The sequence below is a fragment of the Flavobacterium sp. 123 genome, assembly GCF_003634825.1.
Lineage (GTDB): Bacteria > Bacteroidota > Bacteroidia > Flavobacteriales > Flavobacteriaceae > Flavobacterium.
The window spans coordinates 236,016-254,659 of sequence record NZ_RBXD01000001.1; the positions used below are offsets into that span (position 1 = coordinate 236,016).

17 protein-coding genes are annotated in these 18,644 nt (G+C 31.8%); 9 read left to right on the top strand and 8 right to left on the bottom strand.

Translation table 11 applies throughout. The features are described from left to right. Positions 1-19: 19 nt before the first annotated feature. On the bottom strand, positions 20-2,422 hold the full coding sequence (locus tag C8C88_RS01105; protein ID WP_121336372.1) for a heavy metal translocating P-type ATPase metal-binding domain-containing protein: 2,403 nt from the start codon (positions 2,420-2,422) through the stop codon (positions 20-22). 160 nt (positions 2,423-2,582) lie between these two features. Here C8C88_RS01105 and C8C88_RS01110 point away from each other — a divergent pair, with 160 nt between their 5' ends. After that, complete coding sequence (locus C8C88_RS01110) at positions 2,583-3,263, top strand: Crp/Fnr family transcriptional regulator (protein ID WP_121336373.1); 681 nt, start codon at positions 2,583-2,585, stop codon at positions 3,261-3,263. Positions 3,264-3,294: 31 nt separating this feature from the next. On the opposite strand, the gene mazG is transcribed toward C8C88_RS01110, so the two are convergent. The 3 genes from mazG to def all read right to left on the bottom strand — a co-directional run bounded on the left by mazG (position 3,295) and on the right by def (position 5,293). Continuing rightward, positions 3,295-4,068 carry a nucleoside triphosphate pyrophosphohydrolase gene (mazG, locus tag C8C88_RS01115; protein ID WP_121336374.1) on the bottom strand — a complete coding sequence of 258 codons (774 nt, stop codon included), beginning with the start codon at positions 4,066-4,068 and terminating at the stop codon, positions 3,295-3,297. A gap of 81 nt (positions 4,069-4,149) precedes the next feature. Beyond that, complete coding sequence (locus C8C88_RS01120; protein ID WP_121336375.1) at positions 4,150-4,623, bottom strand: DUF5606 domain-containing protein; 474 nt, start codon at positions 4,621-4,623, stop codon at positions 4,150-4,152. 82 nt (positions 4,624-4,705) lie between these two features. After that, a complete protein-coding gene (gene def, locus C8C88_RS01125; RefSeq protein WP_121336376.1) occupies positions 4,706-5,293 on the bottom strand; it encodes a peptide deformylase in 588 nt (195 codons plus the stop codon). Between the two features lie 188 nt (positions 5,294-5,481). Between def and C8C88_RS01130 the strand changes: the two genes are divergently transcribed. Then, entirely contained in the window at positions 5,482-7,695 is a 2,214-nt protein-coding gene (locus C8C88_RS01130) for an FUSC family membrane protein (RefSeq protein WP_121336377.1), read from the top strand. A 63-nt stretch (positions 7,696-7,758) separates the two neighbouring features. Here C8C88_RS01130 and C8C88_RS01135 read toward each other — a convergent pair whose 3' ends face one another. The 3 genes from C8C88_RS01135 to C8C88_RS01145 all read right to left on the bottom strand — a co-directional run bounded on the left by C8C88_RS01135 (position 7,759) and on the right by C8C88_RS01145 (position 10,493). Continuing rightward, complete coding sequence (locus C8C88_RS01135) at positions 7,759-9,255, bottom strand: malate:quinone oxidoreductase (RefSeq protein ID WP_121336378.1); 1,497 nt, start codon at positions 9,253-9,255, stop codon at positions 7,759-7,761. A 121-nt stretch (positions 9,256-9,376) separates the two neighbouring features. Then, positions 9,377-9,793, bottom strand: coding sequence for a Holliday junction resolvase RuvX (ruvX, locus tag C8C88_RS01140; RefSeq protein ID WP_121336379.1), 417 nt, complete (start codon positions 9,791-9,793; stop codon positions 9,377-9,379). Between the two features lie 37 nt (positions 9,794-9,830). Beyond that, positions 9,831-10,493 (bottom strand): hypothetical protein, encoded by a 663-nt coding sequence (locus C8C88_RS01145; RefSeq protein ID WP_121336380.1) that lies wholly within the window; start codon positions 10,491-10,493, stop codon positions 9,831-9,833. 238 nt (positions 10,494-10,731) lie between these two features. On the opposite strand from C8C88_RS01145, the gene C8C88_RS01150 reads away from it, so the two are divergent. From C8C88_RS01150 to C8C88_RS01160, 3 genes are all read left to right on the top strand, one after another. Next, the gene (locus C8C88_RS01150; RefSeq protein WP_121336381.1) at positions 10,732-11,547 is read left to right on the top strand and encodes a 2,3,4,5-tetrahydropyridine-2,6-dicarboxylate N-succinyltransferase; all 816 of its coding nucleotides are present in this window, start codon (positions 10,732-10,734) and stop codon (positions 11,545-11,547) included. Positions 11,548-11,634: 87 nt separating this feature from the next. After that, positions 11,635-12,678 carry a glycosyltransferase family 9 protein gene (locus C8C88_RS01155; RefSeq protein WP_233549300.1) on the top strand — a complete coding sequence of 348 codons (1,044 nt, stop codon included), beginning with the start codon at positions 11,635-11,637 and terminating at the stop codon, positions 12,676-12,678. Positions 12,679-12,682: 4 nt separating this feature from the next. Continuing rightward, a complete protein-coding gene (locus C8C88_RS01160; protein WP_233549301.1) occupies positions 12,683-13,462 on the top strand; it encodes a glycosyltransferase family 2 protein in 780 nt (259 codons plus the stop codon). Here the strand turns inward: C8C88_RS01160 and C8C88_RS01165 are convergent. After that, positions 13,459-14,223, bottom strand: coding sequence for a lipopolysaccharide kinase InaA family protein (locus C8C88_RS01165; RefSeq protein ID WP_121336384.1), 765 nt, complete (start codon positions 14,221-14,223; stop codon positions 13,459-13,461). The two genes, C8C88_RS01160 and C8C88_RS01165, sit on opposite strands and share 4 nt — an antisense overlap. Positions 14,224-14,311: 88 nt before the next feature. Here C8C88_RS01165 and C8C88_RS01170 point away from each other — a divergent pair, with 88 nt between their 5' ends. The 4 genes from C8C88_RS01170 to C8C88_RS01185 all read left to right on the top strand — a co-directional run bounded on the left by C8C88_RS01170 (position 14,312) and on the right by C8C88_RS01185 (position 18,620). Then, positions 14,312-15,382 (top strand): glycosyltransferase family 1 protein, encoded by a 1,071-nt coding sequence (locus C8C88_RS01170; RefSeq protein WP_121336385.1) that lies wholly within the window; start codon positions 14,312-14,314, stop codon positions 15,380-15,382. A gap of 107 nt (positions 15,383-15,489) precedes the next feature. Further along, a complete protein-coding gene (locus C8C88_RS01175; protein ID WP_121336386.1) occupies positions 15,490-16,059 on the top strand; it encodes an L-threonylcarbamoyladenylate synthase in 570 nt (189 codons plus the stop codon). 53 nt (positions 16,060-16,112) lie between these two features. Further along, positions 16,113-17,546, top strand: coding sequence for a CCA tRNA nucleotidyltransferase (locus C8C88_RS01180; RefSeq protein WP_121336387.1), 1,434 nt, complete (start codon positions 16,113-16,115; stop codon positions 17,544-17,546). Positions 17,547-17,597: 51 nt separating this feature from the next. Beyond that, positions 17,598-18,620: a COX15/CtaA family protein gene (locus C8C88_RS01185; RefSeq protein WP_121336388.1), complete on the top strand. Its 1,023-nt coding sequence runs from the start codon at positions 17,598-17,600 to the stop codon at positions 18,618-18,620. Positions 18,621-18,644 lie beyond the last annotated feature (24 nt).

An 18,644-nucleotide genomic window follows, 5' to 3' on the forward strand; every position in this document is an offset into this window, starting at 1 on the left:
ACAAAAATATCCTTTATTGCTATTTCCTACTTGCGAAGTAATTACTCATCAATGTCACAAAGCTCACTATTGTAATGGTACTCAGCGGCATAATGATTGCAGCTACCAAAGGCAACAAATTTCCGGTTACCGCAAAAGATAATCCAACCACATTATATAATAATGAAAGAGTAAAACTCATTTTGATAGTTGTGATTGCTTTTTTAGATAATTTCAAGAAATAACTTAATTTTTGGAACTCATTAGCATCCAAAATAGCATCGCAAGCAGGCGAAAAAACATTCACATTTTCGGAAATAGAAATTCCTACATTACTTTGTGCCAAAGCTCCAGCATCATTCAATCCATCACCAACCATCATAACATTTTTACCTTCATCTTGCAACTTTTTGATGAACTCTAATTTCTGTTCAGGTTTTTGATTAAAGATTAATTCGGTTCCTTTTGGCAAAAGCATTTCTAAAGTATCTCGTTCGCCTTCATTATCACCTGACAAAACTTTGATTTGGTAATTTACATTCAAATTCTGAAAAAGCTCCGCCAAGCCTTCTCTATATTGATTATTAAAAACGTATTTACCATAATAGACTTCGTTTATTTTAACATGAACAGAAGTCCTCTCCCCAACCCTCTCCAAAGGAGATGGAGCTGAAAATGGCAAAGTAGAATTTTGAAAAATAAAATCGTAAGAACCAATTCGAATTATATTTTCTTCTATTTGAGCTAAAATTCCTTTACCTGTTATTTCTTGAAAATCAGTTATTTTTACTTTTTTCATTTCAGGTAAAAAATCATATAACATCCTACTTAATGGATGGTTAGATGCTCTAAGTACATTTTTAATGATCAAAAGATTTTCCTCCGAAAGTGCTTTTCCTTCATACGAAATATTAGATTTCTTATTGGTGGTTATGGTTCCTGTTTTGTCAAAAACTATTGTATCAACTTTTGCTAATTGTTCAATCACCAAAGCATTCTTGAGATAGAATTTCTTCTTGCCCAAAATACGCAATATGTTTCCGGTTGTAAAAGGAGCTGTTAATGCTAATGCACAAGGACAAGCCACAATAAGAACTGCCGTAAAAACATTGAAAGCCGTATTTACATCAATAAAAATCCAATATCCAAAGCCAGCAAAAGCTATTAATAATAATATTGGAGTAAAATATCTAGATATTCTATCCGTAATCGTTTTGTGTTTTTGTTCTACATTCTTTTGGAACACATCATTACTCCATAATTGGGTCAAATAACTTTGTGAAACTGAATGCAAAACTTCCATTTCAATCACTTTTCCTATTTGTTTTCCTCCTGCAAAAATCTTGTTACCTGATTTTTTAGTAATCGGGATTGCTTCTCCGGTAACAAAACTATAATCTATTTCAGCTTTTTCGGAAATCAAAATGCCATCAACTGGAATAAGTTCTTGGTTTCTAATTAATAATCGATCTCCTTTTTGAATATCATAAACGGGCACGCTTTCTTCGGAAGTAGCATTAATACGGGTAATTGCTATTGGAAAATACGATTTAAAATCTCTTTCGAAACTCAAAAAACTATAGGTTTTAATTTGGAACATTTTCCCTAAAAGCATAAAGAAAATCAAGCCCGTTAAGCTGTCGAAAAAACCTGAACCATAATCCATGACAATATCAACTGTACTTCTAATAAACATCACAACAATCCCTAAAGCTATAGGAATATCGATATTAAGCATTTTAGCTTTGATGCTTTTGTAGGCTGAAACATAATAACCACTTGCCGAATAAAAGAAACTTGGTAAAGACAATATAAAAATCAACCAACGAAAAAAACCGCGGTATTGATCTAGCCAATATTCTTTTACCTCAAAATATTCTGGGAATGAAAGCAGCATAATATTACCGAAACAAAAAAAGGCCACACCCAATTTATAAGTCAAACTTCGGTCAACATTATTGCTTCCAGTCTCGTAATTTTCTAAGCTTATATAGGGTTCGTAACCAATGGAGCTTAATAAATAAACAATGGTTTTAAGTGAAACTATCTCTGGATTATAAGTGACACGTACTTTCTTTTCGGGAAAATTAACTTGTGAAGTACTTATTCCCTTTTGAAGACGCTGTAGATTTTCCAAAATCCAAATACACGAGCTACAATGAATATGAGGAATGTTAAGTGAAATAATTTCGGTTGAATCCTCTTGGAATTCCAACAGTTTTGAAACAATACTTTCATTGTCTAAAAAATCATATTTACCATTAATATCTTGCGGGGTTGCTCCAGGCGATTTTTCAAAATCATAATAGCATGTCATATCATTGAGACTGAAAATTTCGTACACGGTTTTACAACCATTACAACAAAATTCTTTGTCATCAAATATAATTTCTTCAGCTTTTACAATATCTAAACCACAATGGAAACAGTTTTGTCTGTCCATAAATCTTTGCTCATTTTACCTGTTACAAAGGTTGTTAATTGAATTAGTTAAAAATATGACTTTTGTCATATAATTGTTTAAATTTGCAGTACAAATTAGGACTTATTTTGTAGAATATATTAGACCTGTTTTGTAGAACAAGTAAAGCCCCTTTCTTATTATGAGTAAATGTGAACAATGTATTGTTAGAGAATTCAGTTCTTTGAAAGCACTTAATAAAGATGAACTAGTAAAACTAGCGGAATGTAAATCATCTCACACAGTCAAAAAAGGAGATGTTATCTTTGAAGAAGGAGAAACAATCAATGGTATTTATTGCGTCAAAGATGGTATTTGTAAACTAACAAAACTGAGCCCTAACGGAAAAGATCATATTGTCAAATTGATTAAAAAAGGCGAGCTATTAGGGCAACGTTCTTTAATTAGTGACGAACCCGTAAACCTAAGTGCGATTGCTCTTGAGGACATGGAAGTATGCTTTATTCCTAAAAATGAGGTGATGGGATTTTTTGATAAAAACAATCAGTTCTCTATGAATGTCATGAAAACTATTTGTGGCGATCTTAAAGAAGCGGATGATCATATGGTTAATATGGCTCAAAAAACCGTTAAAGAAAGACTGGCCGAAACATTACTTTACTTGCTAGATACTTTTGGAAAAAATGAAGATAACACTTTGAAAGTCCAGCTTTCAAGAGATGAATTAGCTAGCATGATTGGTACTGCTACCGAAAGTTGTATTCGTTTATTATCCGATTTTAATAAATTAGGATTAATTGAATTGTCTGGTAAAAAAATTATTTTAAAAGACATTAATAAATTAAAAAAAATAGCGGACTAAACGCTAAACTATAAAATGAAGCAAAAGAGTACTAAAGCTTTTTTGCTTCATTCCAAAAAACATCCATTTCAGCAAGCGTCATATCCATTAGTGGTTTACCTAATTCTCCTGCTTTGCTTTCGAGATATTGAAATCTTTTAATGAATTTTTTATTGGTTCTTTCTAAAGCGTCTTCGGGATTTACATTCAAAAATCGGGCGTAATTAATCATGGAGAATAACACATCGCCAAATTCAGCTTCTATTTTATCCTGATTTTTAGCATCAACCTCAACTTGTAATTCCTGTAATTCCTCTTGAACTTTATCCCAAACTTGATGAGGCTCTTCCCAGTCAAAACCTACACCTTTTACTTTATCTTGAATACGACTCGCTTTTACTAATGCAGGCAAACTTTTAGGAACTCCTTCAAGCACTGATTTTTTACCTTCTTTCAATTTCAGTTTTTCCCAATTTTGCTTTACTTCTTCTTCGTCTTTTACCACAACATCACTATAAATATGAGGATGACGATGAATCAATTTTTCGCAGATTTCATTACACACATCCGCCATGTCAAAATCGCCTGTTTCACTTCCTATTTTAGAATAAAAAACAATGTGCAATAATAAATCCCCCAATTCTCTCTTAACCTCACTTAAATCATTATCCAAAATAGCATCGCCTAATTCATAGGTTTCTTCTATGGTTAAATGACGTAAACTTTGCATGGTTTGCTTTTTATCCCAAGGACATTTTTCGCGCAAATCATCCATAATATTCAATAATCTTTCAAAAGCCTGAAGTTGATGTGTTCTTGAGTTCATTGTTTGAGTGGTTTTTGTAAAAATAAAAAAATCCTGTCAAGAAATCATCTCAACAGGATTAAATATAATCTATAAAATCAATTATGCTTTTTTCGCTTTAGCTTTTTTTGGTTTCTCTTCAGCTACAACTTCATCAGCTACAGATACGTCAACACTTTGTGCCGCTGGAGCTTCGTCAGTAACTAAACCTTTATTTTGTAGCATATTATACCAATTCAACACTTTTTTGATGTCAGAAGGATACACTCTTTCTTCATCATAATCAGGTAAAATTTCTTTAAAATAAGCTGCTAATGTAGCATTATCTGATTTATGAGAAATGGCTTGTTCTTTGTTTTCTTTTTTAGCAATGTTTGACATTATTTCTGACAAAGGTTTTTCGCCTTCGTACGTATAAATTGAAATCTCAGACAATAAACTTACATTACTTTTTAAGTTCACTGTAATTCTTTTTCCATCCAATAACGATTCTGCAACAAAACCAGTACGTGTTTGTACTTTTAATACATATAAACCTGGTTTCCCAGAAATTGCTAATATTTTTTCTAAATTCATGCTTGTTTAATTATTATTAAGAATTCAATTATTTTTTTCTTTAACCCAAAAACCATACCAAGACGGCACAATTAAAGTGTTTTTATCTTCCTTTTTTACCGAAAAATTTCATTCGGTATTCTTGAAAAGTCTTTCCTTCCAAGATGTTTTTTAATTTCTTTTGAATCAATCGCTTCTTAAGTGATGAGATTTTATCTGTAAATAAAATACCTTCGATATGATCGTATTCGTGTTGAATCACTCTGGCAATTAAGCCATCAAAAACTTCGGTTTTCATCACAAAATCTTCTTCACAATATTCAATAGTTATCGTTGGATTTCTATAAACATCTTCTCTGACATCCGGAATGCTCAAACAACCTTCGTTAAAAGCCCATTCTTCCCCTTCTTCTTTAATCATTCTAGCATTGATAAATGTTTTTTTGAACCCTTTCAAGTTTTTTTGTTCCGTTTCTTCTAGATCATCATCATCACTAAAAGGAGTTGTGTCGATTACAAATAAACGCAACGCTAATCCTATCTGTGGTGCAGCAAGTCCTACTCCGTATGCATTATACATAGTTTCGTACATATTAGCGATAGTTTCTTTTAAGTTAGGATGCTCTGGTGTAAGATTTCCCCCTACTTTTCTTAAAACGGGATCGCCATAACCTATAATTGGTAAAATCATTATTCTTATATTAAGTATTATATACTGAAAACTTAGTGTGTATTGCCCTTGATTTCAGTCTGCAAAAATAGTAAAAAAATAAACAATCAATTATCTCTAAATGATAATTAAATTTAGTTGTTAATTCAATTTGGAATATTCCCAAAACAAATGGCACAATTCTTACCTTTGTAGTGAATATATCCCATATGATTGATCAAATTCAAAAATTCACTGAAAGCACAAATTTCACTAATGCTTTAAAAATAACTATTGCTGCAGTTATACCCGTTTTATTGTTTACATTTTTAGGTGATTTTCAAATGGGATTTACAATAGCTCTTGGTGCTTTCTTTACCTATCCAGGTGATATCCCTAGTAGTCCAAAACACAAGATTAATGGAATCCTTTTTACTGCAGTATTAGTCTCAGTTGCGAACCTTATTATAAATATTGTTTATCCTTACCCCTACTTTTTTTATCCCGTTTTTGTCACTTCAGTGTTTTTTCTAGCCATGTTATCGGTTTACGGACAACGAACAACTTTAGTTTCGTTTTCGGCATTACTTGCTGTTTCATTGGCATTTGCACATATTAATACAGGCTGGGCAATGATTCAACATTCCCTTTTAATACTAATTGGAGGCTTATTTTACCTTTTAGTTTCATTAATTTTTCATTACATAAGACCTTATCGTTATGTTGAATTACAAACGGTATCTTGCATTCAACTTACAGCAAAATACTTAAAACTTCGCGGGGACCTTTGGTCACCTGACGCTGATAAAAAAGCAATAATCGAAAAGCAATTACATCTTCAAGTTGAAATTAATGCTATACACCAAAACATAAGAGAAGTTCTAATAAGCAATCATAAAAATTCAGGTTCTTCCAATCAAAATCGAAAATTACTAATTGTATTTGTTTCCTTGGTCGAAATCTTAGAACTAGCCTTGTCTACTTCTTTTGATCACAATAAATTACACCTAAAATTTAGTGAGTATCCAAATGTTTTGGCTACTTACCAAAAGTTAGCTTATAATTTAGCATCAAATTTAAAACAGTTATCGAAAAGCGTAAAAAACAAACAGAAATTCACGCCAAAGCACAATCTTATTAAGAATCTAAATGATTTGGAACTTGCTATCGTAGCTTATGAAAATCATCTCGGGAAAATTGCCGCTTCCGAAGGTGTTTTTATGCTAACAACTATGTTGCAATATGCTGAAAAACAAATCGAGAAAATAAAAATTGTTGAACGCGCATTTTCATTGGCAATTCTTTCGCAAGATCTAAAAGGTAAAGACAAAGATTTAGAGAAATTTCTAACTCCACAACATTATCTTTGGAGTACACTGATTGAAAATTTAAGTTTTTCATCAACGCTTTTCAGACATTCTTTGAGATTAACCATTACTATTTTGATTGGGTTTATAATTGGTAAAATATTGCCTTTTCAAAATGTATATTGGATTTTACTTACTATCTCAGTTATCATGAGACCTGGTTATGGATTAACCAAAGAGAGATCCTTCAATAGAATTTTAGGTACTATTTTAGGCGGTTTAATCGCTTTTGGTATTCTTTATTTTATTCACAATAATATTATAATTAGCATATTCACAATTCTTTCTATGCTTTTAGGATTTTCATTTACGCAAACTAATTATAAAATCAGTGCCACTTTTGTTACGATGTATATTGTTTTCATATATGGAATTCTGACTCCAAATGTAGGGACAGTAATCCAATATCGAATTTTAGACACATTAGTTGGGGCTATTCTAGCTTTCTTATCCAATCACTTTTTGTGGCCTTCGTGGGAATTTTTGAATATTCCGGTTTATCTAAAGAAATCAATCAAGGCAAATCAAAATTACTTGAAAGAAATTTCTATTTTTTACAACAAAAAAGGAACCGTTTCAACATCCTATCGCTTAGCACGAAAAAATGCTTTTATTGAAATTGGAAATCTTATGGCTTCTTTCCAAAGAATGGCGCAAGAGCCTAAATCAAAACAAAAACAATTGCCACAGGTTTATAAATTGGCTGTTCTAAATCATACACTTTTATCATCATCCGCTTCATTGGGAACCTATATTCAATCCCACAAAACAACAAGAGCTTCAGAAGCTTTTAATGTTGTGGTAGATACAGTCATAAAAAATCTAGATAATGCAATTGCGCTCTTAGAGGAAAATACAATTCATCCTCAAGAAAGCATCACAAAAACTGATTTGGCGCTTCGTTTCACCGAATTAAAAAACATTCGTGCAAGAGAATTAAAAGAAGGAAATACAATAGATGAAGAAGCTTTTTTATTGAAAATGCAAGAAGCACAATTGATTATAGAACAATTAATTTGGCTTACAAATTTGTCTGAGAATATTGTAAAAACCACAAAGACATTACTTGATTCCTAAAATCAAAAAAGGTGCTGAATTAGATAAAATCTAAAAACAGCACCTCAATCTTTATTAACAATTCTAACTATTCAATTTTAAAACTTCAGCAGTTTCTTTTCTGATTTTGTCTAATAATTCTGGGTTTTCATTTAAAGCCTGACCAAATGAAGGAATCATAACTTTTAGTTTATCCTGCCATTCTTTTGACTTTAATTCCTCTTTAAAACATCTTCCTACCAAGTCAATCATAATTGAAACCGCAGTTGAAGCACCTGGAGAAGCACCTAATAATACGGATAAAGTTCCATCAGCAGTTGTAATCACTTCAGTACCAAACTCCAAAACTCCACCTTCTTTTTCGTCTTTTTTTATAACTTGAACCCTTTGCCCTGCTCTTTCAATTTTCCAATCTTTTGATCTAGCACCAGGAACATATTCTCTTAAAGCAGCGATTCTATCTTTTGGTTTTAATCGAACTTGTTCAATCAAATATTTTGTAAGTGGAATATTTTTATAACCCGCAACAACCATCGGAATAATGTTGTTAGGCTTTATTGACATTGGCAAATCAGAATATTTCCCGTTTTTCAAGAAGCGAGTAGAGAAGCCCGCAAAAGGACCAAAAAGCAACGCTTTTTCTCCGTTTATCATTCGAGAATCAATATGTGGAACAGACATCGGTGGTGCTCCTACGCTTGCTTTACCGTATACCTTTGCTTCGTGTTTAGCAATTACTTCTGGATTAGTACATTTAAGCCATTGTCCGCTTACAGGAAACCCTCCATATCCATTTCCTTCTGGAACATTTGCTTTCGCTAATAATGGCAAAGAACCTCCGCCAGCACCAATAAAAACAAATTTGGTATATGCTTTTTTCTTTTGGCCTGTAGCCAAATCTGTGATTTTGATTCTCCAAGATTTATCCTCACGTTGTCTCATTTTTTTAACTTCGTGATTGAAATGCATCGTTACCCCTTCTTGTTTCGTCAAATAGTTGAACATGCTTCTGGTTAACGCTCCAAAATTTACATCTGTACCAATTTCCATAGAAGTGGCTGCAATTTCTTCCGTTCCTTTTCTACCTTCCATAACTAGAGGCATCCATTCTTTTATTTTAGAAGGATCTGTACTGAAAAGCATGTCTTTAAAAAGAGGGTTTGATTGTAAGGTTTCAAATCTCTTTTTTAGATACTCCACGTTTTTATCTCCCCAAACAAAACTCATGTGAGGAATTCCTTTTATAAATTTTTCAGGTGATGAAACTTTATTTTGTTGTACTAAATAAGCCCAAAACTGGCGAGAAACCTCAAAAGATTCTGCTATACTTATTGCTTTTTTAGGATTAATGCTTCCATCTTCCCCTTCTGGTGTGTAATTTAATTCGCAAAATGCGGAATGACCTGTACCAGCATTGTTCCAAGCATCAGAACTTTCTGCGGCAGCAATATCTAATCTTTCAAAAATATCGATTTTTATATCTGGTTGTAATTCTTTCAAAATTACTCCAAGTGTAGCACTCATAATCCCGGCACCAATAAGAACTACTTCTGAATTTAAACGAATGGTTGTATCTGGCATAATAATAATTTAAAAGCCGCAAATTTACTTCATTTTTTTAAAAAAAATATAACAAACAATTGTTAAAAAGTGGTAATTTTAAAAGAGATAATATCTTCTAAATAAGACAAAAAAGAGGGTTTTAAAACGCTTTTCGAGACAAATAATCTTGCAGCATTATAGTTGCCGAAATCTCATCTATCAATGCTTTATTTTGGCGTTTTTTCTTACTAAGACCACTATCAATCATCGTTTGAAAAGCTATTTTGGAAGTAAAACGTTCATCAACACGAATGACTTTCATATCTGGAAAATGATTGGTAAAATGAGTTACAAATCCTTTAATAATAGAAGCACTTTCGGATGGTTGCCCATTCATTTGTTTAGGCTCTCCAATAAGAACTGCTTCTACTTTTTCTTTCGAAAAATAGTCTTTCAAAAAAGCAATCGCAGTTTGTGAAGGTATTGTAGTTAAGCCTGAAGCAATAATTTGCATCTCATCAGTTACGGCAATGCCAGTACGTTTTTGTCCATAATCGATTGCGAGAATTCTTGGCATATTATTTAAAAAAAGGTTTTATTATAAAGTAATAAAGCTAAAATAATACTGTTTTAGCAAATACGCCTACATTATTAACATTTATTTTTAAAGGACCATAGGAATCCCAATTATAACCTATCCCAAAAACCATATTTTTATATCCCAAACCAAGTCGTGTATCACAATAACTTCTATCATGATCGTTATTTTGAATGTTGAAATTATACAAGCCTCTCAATTGAGTATAAAGATTCAATTTATCATTTATTTTTGGTTGGTATTCTATAGAGGCATACGTTTCAAAAAACTGATTGTTCGAAAAATACATTGTGGGTACAACAACCAGCATAATCCCTTTAATATGTTGAGCAAACACCAATCCTAACAAAGCTCTTTTACCAAAAGCTGGATTTAAAGCCAAACCACCATTTAGTGCAATTGAATTGAAAATTTTACAGGTAATAGAAACTGGCACCATTATACCTGTTTTTGTTTCTTTAGTAATATTATAATCTGAAGTCAAGGAAGCTATTAAAGAATATCCCCATTTACTTCCCGCAGCAAACGGTTTATTTATAGATGTTTGAAAAGCCATACGGGTGTTTCCAAATAAAATTTCTACAGGAATTGGCTGACTTTGATTATTTAATTTTGGAGCTTCCTGAGCGGATATCGAATTAAAAAAAATAAAACAAGAAAGGAAAAAGAAATATTTCATAAAATAAAATTTTGCGTGTTAATTGAATATTTTATGGACATTTAATATCATAATTAGATATACAATTCAAAAATATTTACTTAAAAAGTGGCGAATTTAATAAATTACTACTTTCAACTCTCATTTAATTTAAAAAATAAAAAAAACATTTTTTATAACAAATTACACCTCTTTGTTTCTGTTTTCAGCTTTTGACAATTCCTTAAAAAAGTTATCTTTGCTAAAAATTTATCAAACTATGAACTCGTTACAAACAATTATAGAACAAGCTTGGGAAAATAGAGCTTTATTACAAGAAACTACAACTACTAATGCTATTAGAGAAGTTATCGAATTATTAGACTATGGAAAATTACGCGTTGCAGAACCAAAAGGTGATGGATGGCAAGTAAACGAATGGGTAAAAAAAGCGGTAGTAATGTACTTCCCTATTCAAAAAATGGAAACATTAGAATCTGGAATTTTCGAATACCATGACAAAATGTTACTAAAAAGAGGCTATGCTGAAAAAGGAATTCGTGTAGTTCCTAATGCAGTAGCACGTTACGGAGCCTATATTTCTAGCGGTGTTATTTTGATGCCAAGTTATGTAAATATTGGTGCTTATGTTGACGAAGGAACTATGGTTGATACCTGGGCTACAGTAGGAAGTTGTGCTCAAATAGGTAAAAACGTTCACTTAAGTGGTGGTGTTGGAATTGGCGGAGTCCTTGAACCTTTACAAGCTGCTCCAGTAATCATTGAAGATGGTGCTTTTGTAGGTTCTCGTTGTATTGTTGTTGAAGGAGTTCATGTGGGTAAAGAAGCAGTTCTTGGTGCTAATGTGTGCTTAACTGCATCAACAAAAATCATCGATGTAACTGGTGACGAACCTGTTGAAATGAAAGGTTTTGTTCCTGCTCGTTCAGTAGTAATTCCGGGAAGTTATACTAAAAAATTCGCTGCTGGTGAATTTCAAGTTCCTTGTGCTTTAATCATTGGAACTCGTAAGCCTTCAACAGATTTGAAAACATCTTTGAATAACGCTTTACGCGAATATGACGTAGCTGTTTAATACTTCTATAATAAAAAAATATTGTATATTCCTCCCTTAAACGGGAGGTTTTTTTATGCTATGAAAATACTGGTTATACAACAAAAAATGATTGGCGATGTCTTGATAAGCAGCATTATATGCAACAATTTGCGTATAGCTTATCCTAATGCTCATATTGATTATTTGGTTTACGAATCAACTACTCCTGTTCTGGAAGGAAATCCTAACATTGATACTATCATCCTGTTTCAGGAAAAACACCGTAATAGCAAAAAAGAATTATTAAAATTAGCTTTTCAGATTCGTGCCAATAAATACGACTTATTAATTGACGCTTATTCAAAACTGGAAAGTTGGCTCATAGTTTTATTGAGCGGTGCCAAAAGAAAAATATCGTATAAAAAACCTGGACGAACTTTTTTATACACCGACAATGTACCTTTTGAAGCATTTCCAAAAACAAATTTAGGCTTGGCTATTGAAAGAAGACTTTCGTTATTAGAACCTTTGCATTTGTCAATACCGATTGATCCTTTGCCAAAATTGTTCGTAACCGAAAAAGAAAAACAAGAAGCAAAAGCACTTTTTGAAGAGCATAAGGTTCAAAAAGACAGAAAAACAATTTTAATCAGTCTTTTAGGAAGTGAAAAACTAAAAACATATCCTTTAGAGTATATGGCTAAAGTAGTTGATACCATTGCCGATAATCAAGATGTAAATATTTTGTTTAACTATTTTCCAAAACAAATTGATGATGCGCGAATCGTTTTTAATAGCTGTAAACCTGAAACGCAACAAAAAATTTATTTTGATATATTAGGTGGTCAACTCCGAGGATTTATTGGCATTATGAATCAATGTGACATGATTATTGGAAATGATGGAGGAGCTATAAATATGGGAAAAGCATTGAATAAGCCTTCTTTTACTATATTTTCGCCTTGGATTGAAAAGAAAATATGGGCTACTTTTGAAGATGGAATCCAAAATATTTCAGTTCATTTAAATGATTTCAAACCTGAATTATTTAAATCGAAAACAGAAAAAGAACTCAAAAAAGAAGCACTGGATTTATATCAAGAATTCACACCTGATTTATTCAAAACTGAAATAGAAACTTTTTTAAAACAGAATATTTCTAATATTTAAAAAAGTGAATACAAGAAGCCTCCAAATAAACAAAGTGCCTATTAGTGCCTTAATAATTACTTTCAATGAAGAAGAAAATATTGAAGCGGTAATTAATGATTTGGATTTTGCAACGGAGATTCTAGTAATTGATTCTTTCAGTACTGACCAAACAACAAAAATTGCTGCATCATTCAAGAATGTAAAGGTGATTCAGCATCCTTTTGAAAATTATGCCGCTCAAAGAAATTTTGCTTTAAGTTTAGCTTCAAATTCTTGGATACTTTTTCTTGATGCTGATGAAAGATTAACTCCAAAACTTAAAGAGGAAATAATTCAGATTACGAATAAAAAAGAGAGTCATTCCGCTTATTATTGCTACAGAACTTTTATGTTCAAAAACACCAAATTACGTTTTAGTGGTTGGCAAACGGATAAAATTTTTAGACTTTTCAAGAAAGATGAAGCACACTATACTTCACAGAAAATTGTTCATGAAAAATTAATTGTGAATGGGACTACTGGAAAATTAAAAAACAAACTCGTTCACTTTTCCTATAAAGATTATTCAAGTTATCAGCAAAAAATGATTTTTTATGGTCAATTAAAAGCAAAAGAAGAATTTAATAAAGGAACCAGACCTACTCTTTTCCACTTTTATATTAGACCTTTATACCACTTTTTATACCTATATATAATTCGGTTAGGAATTCTTGATGGAAGTAATGGAATTACAATTTGTTATTTAAATGCATATAGTATTTACGTTCGATTTCAGGAACTTAAAAAAACACAGTTAAATTAAGATTTCCAGAATTTCAATTTCTTTTTCATTCGCTGTTTTTGAGCAAATTTTTCTTGAAAATCATTTGTTGCTTGCCACATTTTTTCGAAAACCAAATCACTTGATTGAGCATACTGTTTTGCATATTCATCGCTCATAATAGCAATCATTTCTTTTTTTGGTGTAAGCCTGCTCAAATTTTTCATTCGTAAATCAAAGTCCATTGATTCATGAAAATTCATTCGGTTTAAATCCACTAAATAGAAGCTATATTGCCCTTCTGAAACTTTTTTAATCAGTGTATTCCCAGGAGAATGATCAAGAAACTCAATTCCTTTTTGATGTAAATCATAGGAAAACTTAGTGAATTGTCTTAAAATATTTTCATGATCAGCATATTCTGGCATTTCAACTAATTCTCTAAAAGTCAATTCCGTAACCAGATGTTCACTAGCATAATAACTTTCTTTTAATCCAAGCCAATTGTAATTTTCAACATAGGCAATGGGTTGTGGTGTCCCTATTCCTCTTTCCAATAAAATTGTAGCGTATTCAAAAGAACGTTTCGCTTTAGATTTTCTAAAATGCTTGTAGGCAACTTTGTTAATTAAGTTCGGAATTTTGAAAGATTTGACATTAATTGTTTTTCCTTCTAATTCAAAAAGCTTGATTTTATTTCTTTTACCATCACCAAAAAGCACTCCGCTTGAATCGAAGTTTTCAATGTAATTCAACAACTTTGATTTATTGGCTAAAAAAGAAGAAAAGATATTTATTTGCATCAATAGAATATTATGAGTAAACAAAAGTAGGTATTGCTTTTTATTTATCCAATTTAAGACTTACTTTTACATAATTTCCATATCTTTTATGTCAAAAACTGTCTTTTTAGAAACACACAACCTTAAAAATAAGGCAACAGGATTAGGTACTTTTAATTATGAATTGATTAAAGGTCTGTATCAATTAGATTTTAATGATTTAGAATTAACATTAAATGCCAAAGAACCAAAGATACTTAAAGCTGAATTTGGTGATAAATTTAAGTATCACAAATACACTAACCTATCTAGACATCATATATTTAGGGTCAGAAAAAAATATGATTTATGGCATTCTGTAAATCAAAACACAAAAGTAGAACCTTTCCATGTCAATAAATATTTACTGACTGTACACGATGTGAATTTTGCCGAAGAAATTTCTTCTGACATGACTCATAAAGTCAATGCGCTTTTTAGAGCTAAATTAGAGAAATCAACCGCAATCACTTATATCTCTGAATTTGCAAAAAAGCAAACTCATGATTATTTTCAGGTTCCAAATGTTCCTGAATACGTAATTCATAACGGAAATCCTATTTCAACTCTTTTAGACACTTCATCTTTTGTGTCGAAAATCCCAGTTGACAAACCATTTTTGTATGCCATAGGTGATTTCTTAGAACGAAAAAACTTTCTTTCTTTAGCAAAAATGATGGTTCACATTACCGATTTTAATTTAATTATATCAGGAAATAATAATAAATCTTATGGCAAAGAAATAGAACGTTTTATAAATGAAAATCATTTACAAAATCGAGTTTTTTTAACTGGAAAAGTGAATGAAACAGCAAAACAATTTTATTTATCAAAATGCCTTGCCTTTGTTTTCCCATCTATCAGAGAAGGTTTTGGATTACCTCCTATAGAAGCAATGAGTTTTGGAAAACCTGTTTTTTTATCTGACAAAACTTCTTTGCCAGAAATTGGTGGTGAAAATTCTTATTACTGGAATAATTTCGACCCAGAATATATGAAAACAATTCTAGTTGATGGTCTAAATGATTTTTACAGCAATCAAAAGGAAAAAGAAGACCTTATGAAAGAAAGAGCTGCAAGTTTTGATTGGAAAGTTGCCGCAACAGAGTATTTAAAAGTGTATAGAAAATGCCTTATTTAAAAACGCTCTATTAATTTCCAATCACAAACCTAAAATAAAGTATTTTATACATTGAAAGCAAAAGAGTAATTTTGCATCGATAATTGCCAAGCATACAAAAAACAACAATGGAAAATCTTAATCAAGAAATACACAACGCATTCGAAGTGATACAAAAAGGAGGTATTATTCTTTACCCTACTGATACCGTTTGGGGAATTGGATGTGACGCAACAAACCCAGAAGCAGTTGCTAAAATATACAAACTAAAAAAAAGAGCCGAAACCCAAAGTATGATTTGCTTGATGAATGGGGAAAAAATGATGTACAATGTTTTCAAAGACATTCCAGAAGTAGCCTGGCAAATATTAGATTTATCCGAAAAACCAACTACTCTAATATTAGACAAGCCCAGAAATGTAGCCCCTAATATTATCGCATCTGATAATTCCTTAGGAATCCGAATTGTAAAAGAACCTTTTTGTTTTAAGTTGTTGGAACGAATGAAAAAACCTTTAGTTTCAACATCAGCAAACATCTCAGGTCAGCCTACTCCTATTGCATTCAAAGATATTAGCCCAGAAATTATAAAAGGTGTTGACTATGTTGTAAATTTGCATCACGATAAAATTGCAGGAAAACCTTCGACTATAATTAAATTAACGAATGATTCACAAGTAAAAGTGATTCGAAAATAGTTTACAGTATTCAGTTTAGCAACTTTAAACTTTAAGCGTTAAACATTTTTAAAATGAGCATTAAAACTTCATACAAAGAAGCCTTACATAATAAAATTTTTGAAGTAATTTCTCAAGCGTCACAAGAACTTAAGATTGACAGTTATGTCATTGGGGGATTTGTTCGGGATTTACTCTTGAAGAGAGATTTCAAAAAAGACATAGATATAGTTGCTGTAGGTAGCGGTATCGAATTAGCATTAAAAGTTTCAAGTCTGCTTCCTAAAAAACCAAAGGTTCAAGTTTTTAAGACCTACGGAACAGCAATGTTGCGTTTTGAAGATACCGAAATAGAGTTTGTTGGAGCTAGAAAAGAATCCTATCACTTTGAAAGTAGAAATCCAGTTGTCGAAAATGGAACCTTAGAAGACGACCAAAATCGTCGTGATTTCACCATAAACGCATTAGCATTATCTTTAAACCAATCTGATTTTGGTGAATTGTTAGATCCTTTTGATGGATTAGCTGATTTGAAAAACAAAACAATCAAAACACCGCTTGACCCAGACATTACCTACTCTGACGATCCGTTACGAATGATGCGAGCCATTCGTTTTGCAAATCAATTGAATTTTGAAATTGAGGAAAACTCATTGAATTCTATTACTAAAAATGCAGAACGAATTAAGATTATTTCTGGAGAAAGAATTGTTGATGAGTTGAACAAAATTCTCTCTACAGAGAAACCTTCCATTGGATTTTTACTCTTATTCAAAACAGGACTTTTAGATATTATTCTTCCTGAATTAACTGCTTTAAACCAAGTGGAAGAAATTGAAGGACATACACATAAAAACAATTTTTACCACACTTTAGAAGTTGTCGATAATATTTGCCCTAACTCAGATGATGTTTGGCTACGATGGTCTGCATTATTACACGATATTGGCAAAGCTCCAACAAAACGCTTTAATAAAAAACAAGGATGGACCTTTCATGGACATGAATTTCTAGGTGGGAAAATGGCAAAAAAAATCTTCGAAAGATTACATATGCCGCTCAACCAAAAAATGAAATTTGTTCAAAAAATGGTCATGATGAGTTCACGACCTATTGTTTTATCCCAAGAAACGGTAACGGATAGTGCCGTTCGCCGTTTGGTTTTTGATGCCGGTGAAGATGTAGAGAGTTTAATGACGCTTTGCGAAGCAGATATCACAACCAAAAACCCTAGTAAATTCAAGAAATATCATAAAAACTTTGAAATCGTTCGAAAGAAAATTGTTGAAGTTGAGGAACGCGATCATGTTCGTAACTTTCAGCCACCTATTTCTGGTGAAGAAATTATGAAACTTTTTGATTTAAAACCTTCTCGTGAAATTGGAATGTTGAAGGAAGCCATAAAAGAAGCTATATTAGAAGGGGAAATTCCAAACGAATATCAAGCTGCTTATGATTTTATGATAAAAAAAGCCGAGAAATTAGGACTAAAGATTAACGCTTGTTGAATTAAAAATTAATTAGTTTTAAAATACCTTTGCAAAAATTAGCTTTGAACAATGAAAAAAGAAAATAAATACGTTATAACTTGGTTGTTATCTGGTTGCTTATTATTGTTTATGATGGTTGTCGTGGGAGGAATCACCCGATTAACCAATTCAGGATTATCAATGACCGATTGGCATTTAGTTACGGACACATTTCCTCCGTTGACAGAAGCAAAATGGTCACAGGCATTTGAGGAATATAAAAAATTTCCTGAATACCAAAAGATTAATATCCATAATGACTTTACCCTTAGTGATTATAAATTCATTTATTTCTGGGAATGGTTTCACCGTTTCATCGGAAGAATTATTGGATTAGTTTTTATCGTTCCTTTTTTCTATTTCTTATTGAAAAAACGTCTTTCTACAGAAACACTTAAAAAATGTGTAGTCTTATTAGGAATGGGAGCTTTTCAAGGTTTTTTAGGATGGTTTATGGTTCGTAGTGGATTAATTGACAATCCTGATGTAAGTCATTTTAGACTTTCTTTACATTTAACTTTTGCTTTTATAACATTTGCTTATACACTTTGGGTTGCTTTGGATTTAATATATCCAAATAGAACAGCTTCAATAGTACCGTTAAAAAAACTAGCACGTATTGGATTAGTATTTTTATTATTGCAAATTATCTATGGAGGATTTGTTGCGGGATTAAATGCAGGATTAATACACAATCACTGGCCACTAATGAGTGATGGACAATTTATTCACGATAGTGTTTTTATCGAACAAAAATCATTGTTTCTTAATCTTACTGAAGGCAAAAGTGGGGTTCAATTTGTACACCGAACTATGGCTTATGTAGTAGTTGGTCTTATTTTAGCTTTATATTTCGCAAGTAAAAAATACACTTTGTCATCCACACAAACCAAAGGAATAAATGCCTTAGTAATCATTGTGTTTTTGCAGTTTACATTAGGTGTTTTAACTTTGTTGTATAGCGTTCCGCTTTGGTTAGGACTTGCGCATCAAATTGTAGCATTCTTTTTGCTAACCGCAATGACATTTACTTTACATCGATTATCCAAATAATTATACCGAATACCTAAATTACAT

Coding starts and splice junctions, on each gene's coding strand:
- C8C88_RS01105 (WP_121336372.1), bottom strand. CDS start 2,422: ATGGACAGACAAAACTGTTTCCATTGTGGTTTAGATATTGTAAAAGCT.
- C8C88_RS01110 (WP_121336373.1), top strand. CDS start 2,583: ATGAGTAAATGTGAACAATGTATTGTTAGAGAATTCAGTTCTTTGAAA.
- mazG (WP_121336374.1), bottom strand. CDS start 4,068: ATGAACTCAAGAACACATCAACTTCAGGCTTTTGAAAGATTATTGAAT.
- C8C88_RS01120 (WP_121336375.1), bottom strand. CDS start 4,623: ATGAATTTAGAAAAAATATTAGCAATTTCTGGGAAACCAGGTTTATAT.
- def (WP_121336376.1), bottom strand. CDS start 5,293: ATGATTTTACCAATTATAGGTTATGGCGATCCCGTTTTAAGAAAAGTA.
- C8C88_RS01130 (WP_121336377.1), top strand. CDS start 5,482: ATGATTGATCAAATTCAAAAATTCACTGAAAGCACAAATTTCACTAAT.
- C8C88_RS01135 (WP_121336378.1), bottom strand. CDS start 9,255: ATGCCAGATACAACCATTCGTTTAAATTCAGAAGTAGTTCTTATTGGT.
- ruvX (WP_121336379.1), bottom strand. CDS start 9,793: ATGCCAAGAATTCTCGCAATCGATTATGGACAAAAACGTACTGGCATT.
- C8C88_RS01145 (WP_121336380.1), bottom strand. CDS start 10,493: ATGAAATATTTCTTTTTCCTTTCTTGTTTTATTTTTTTTAATTCGATA.
- C8C88_RS01150 (WP_121336381.1), top strand. CDS start 10,732: ATGAACTCGTTACAAACAATTATAGAACAAGCTTGGGAAAATAGAGCT.
- C8C88_RS01155 (WP_233549300.1), top strand. CDS start 11,635: ATGATTGGCGATGTCTTGATAAGCAGCATTATATGCAACAATTTGCGT.
- C8C88_RS01165 (WP_121336384.1), bottom strand. CDS start 14,223: ATGCAAATAAATATCTTTTCTTCTTTTTTAGCCAATAAATCAAAGTTG.
- C8C88_RS01170 (WP_121336385.1), top strand. CDS start 14,312: ATGTCAAAAACTGTCTTTTTAGAAACACACAACCTTAAAAATAAGGCA.
- C8C88_RS01175 (WP_121336386.1), top strand. CDS start 15,490: ATGGAAAATCTTAATCAAGAAATACACAACGCATTCGAAGTGATACAA.
- C8C88_RS01180 (WP_121336387.1), top strand. CDS start 16,113: ATGAGCATTAAAACTTCATACAAAGAAGCCTTACATAATAAAATTTTT.
- C8C88_RS01185 (WP_121336388.1), top strand. CDS start 17,598: ATGAAAAAAGAAAATAAATACGTTATAACTTGGTTGTTATCTGGTTGC.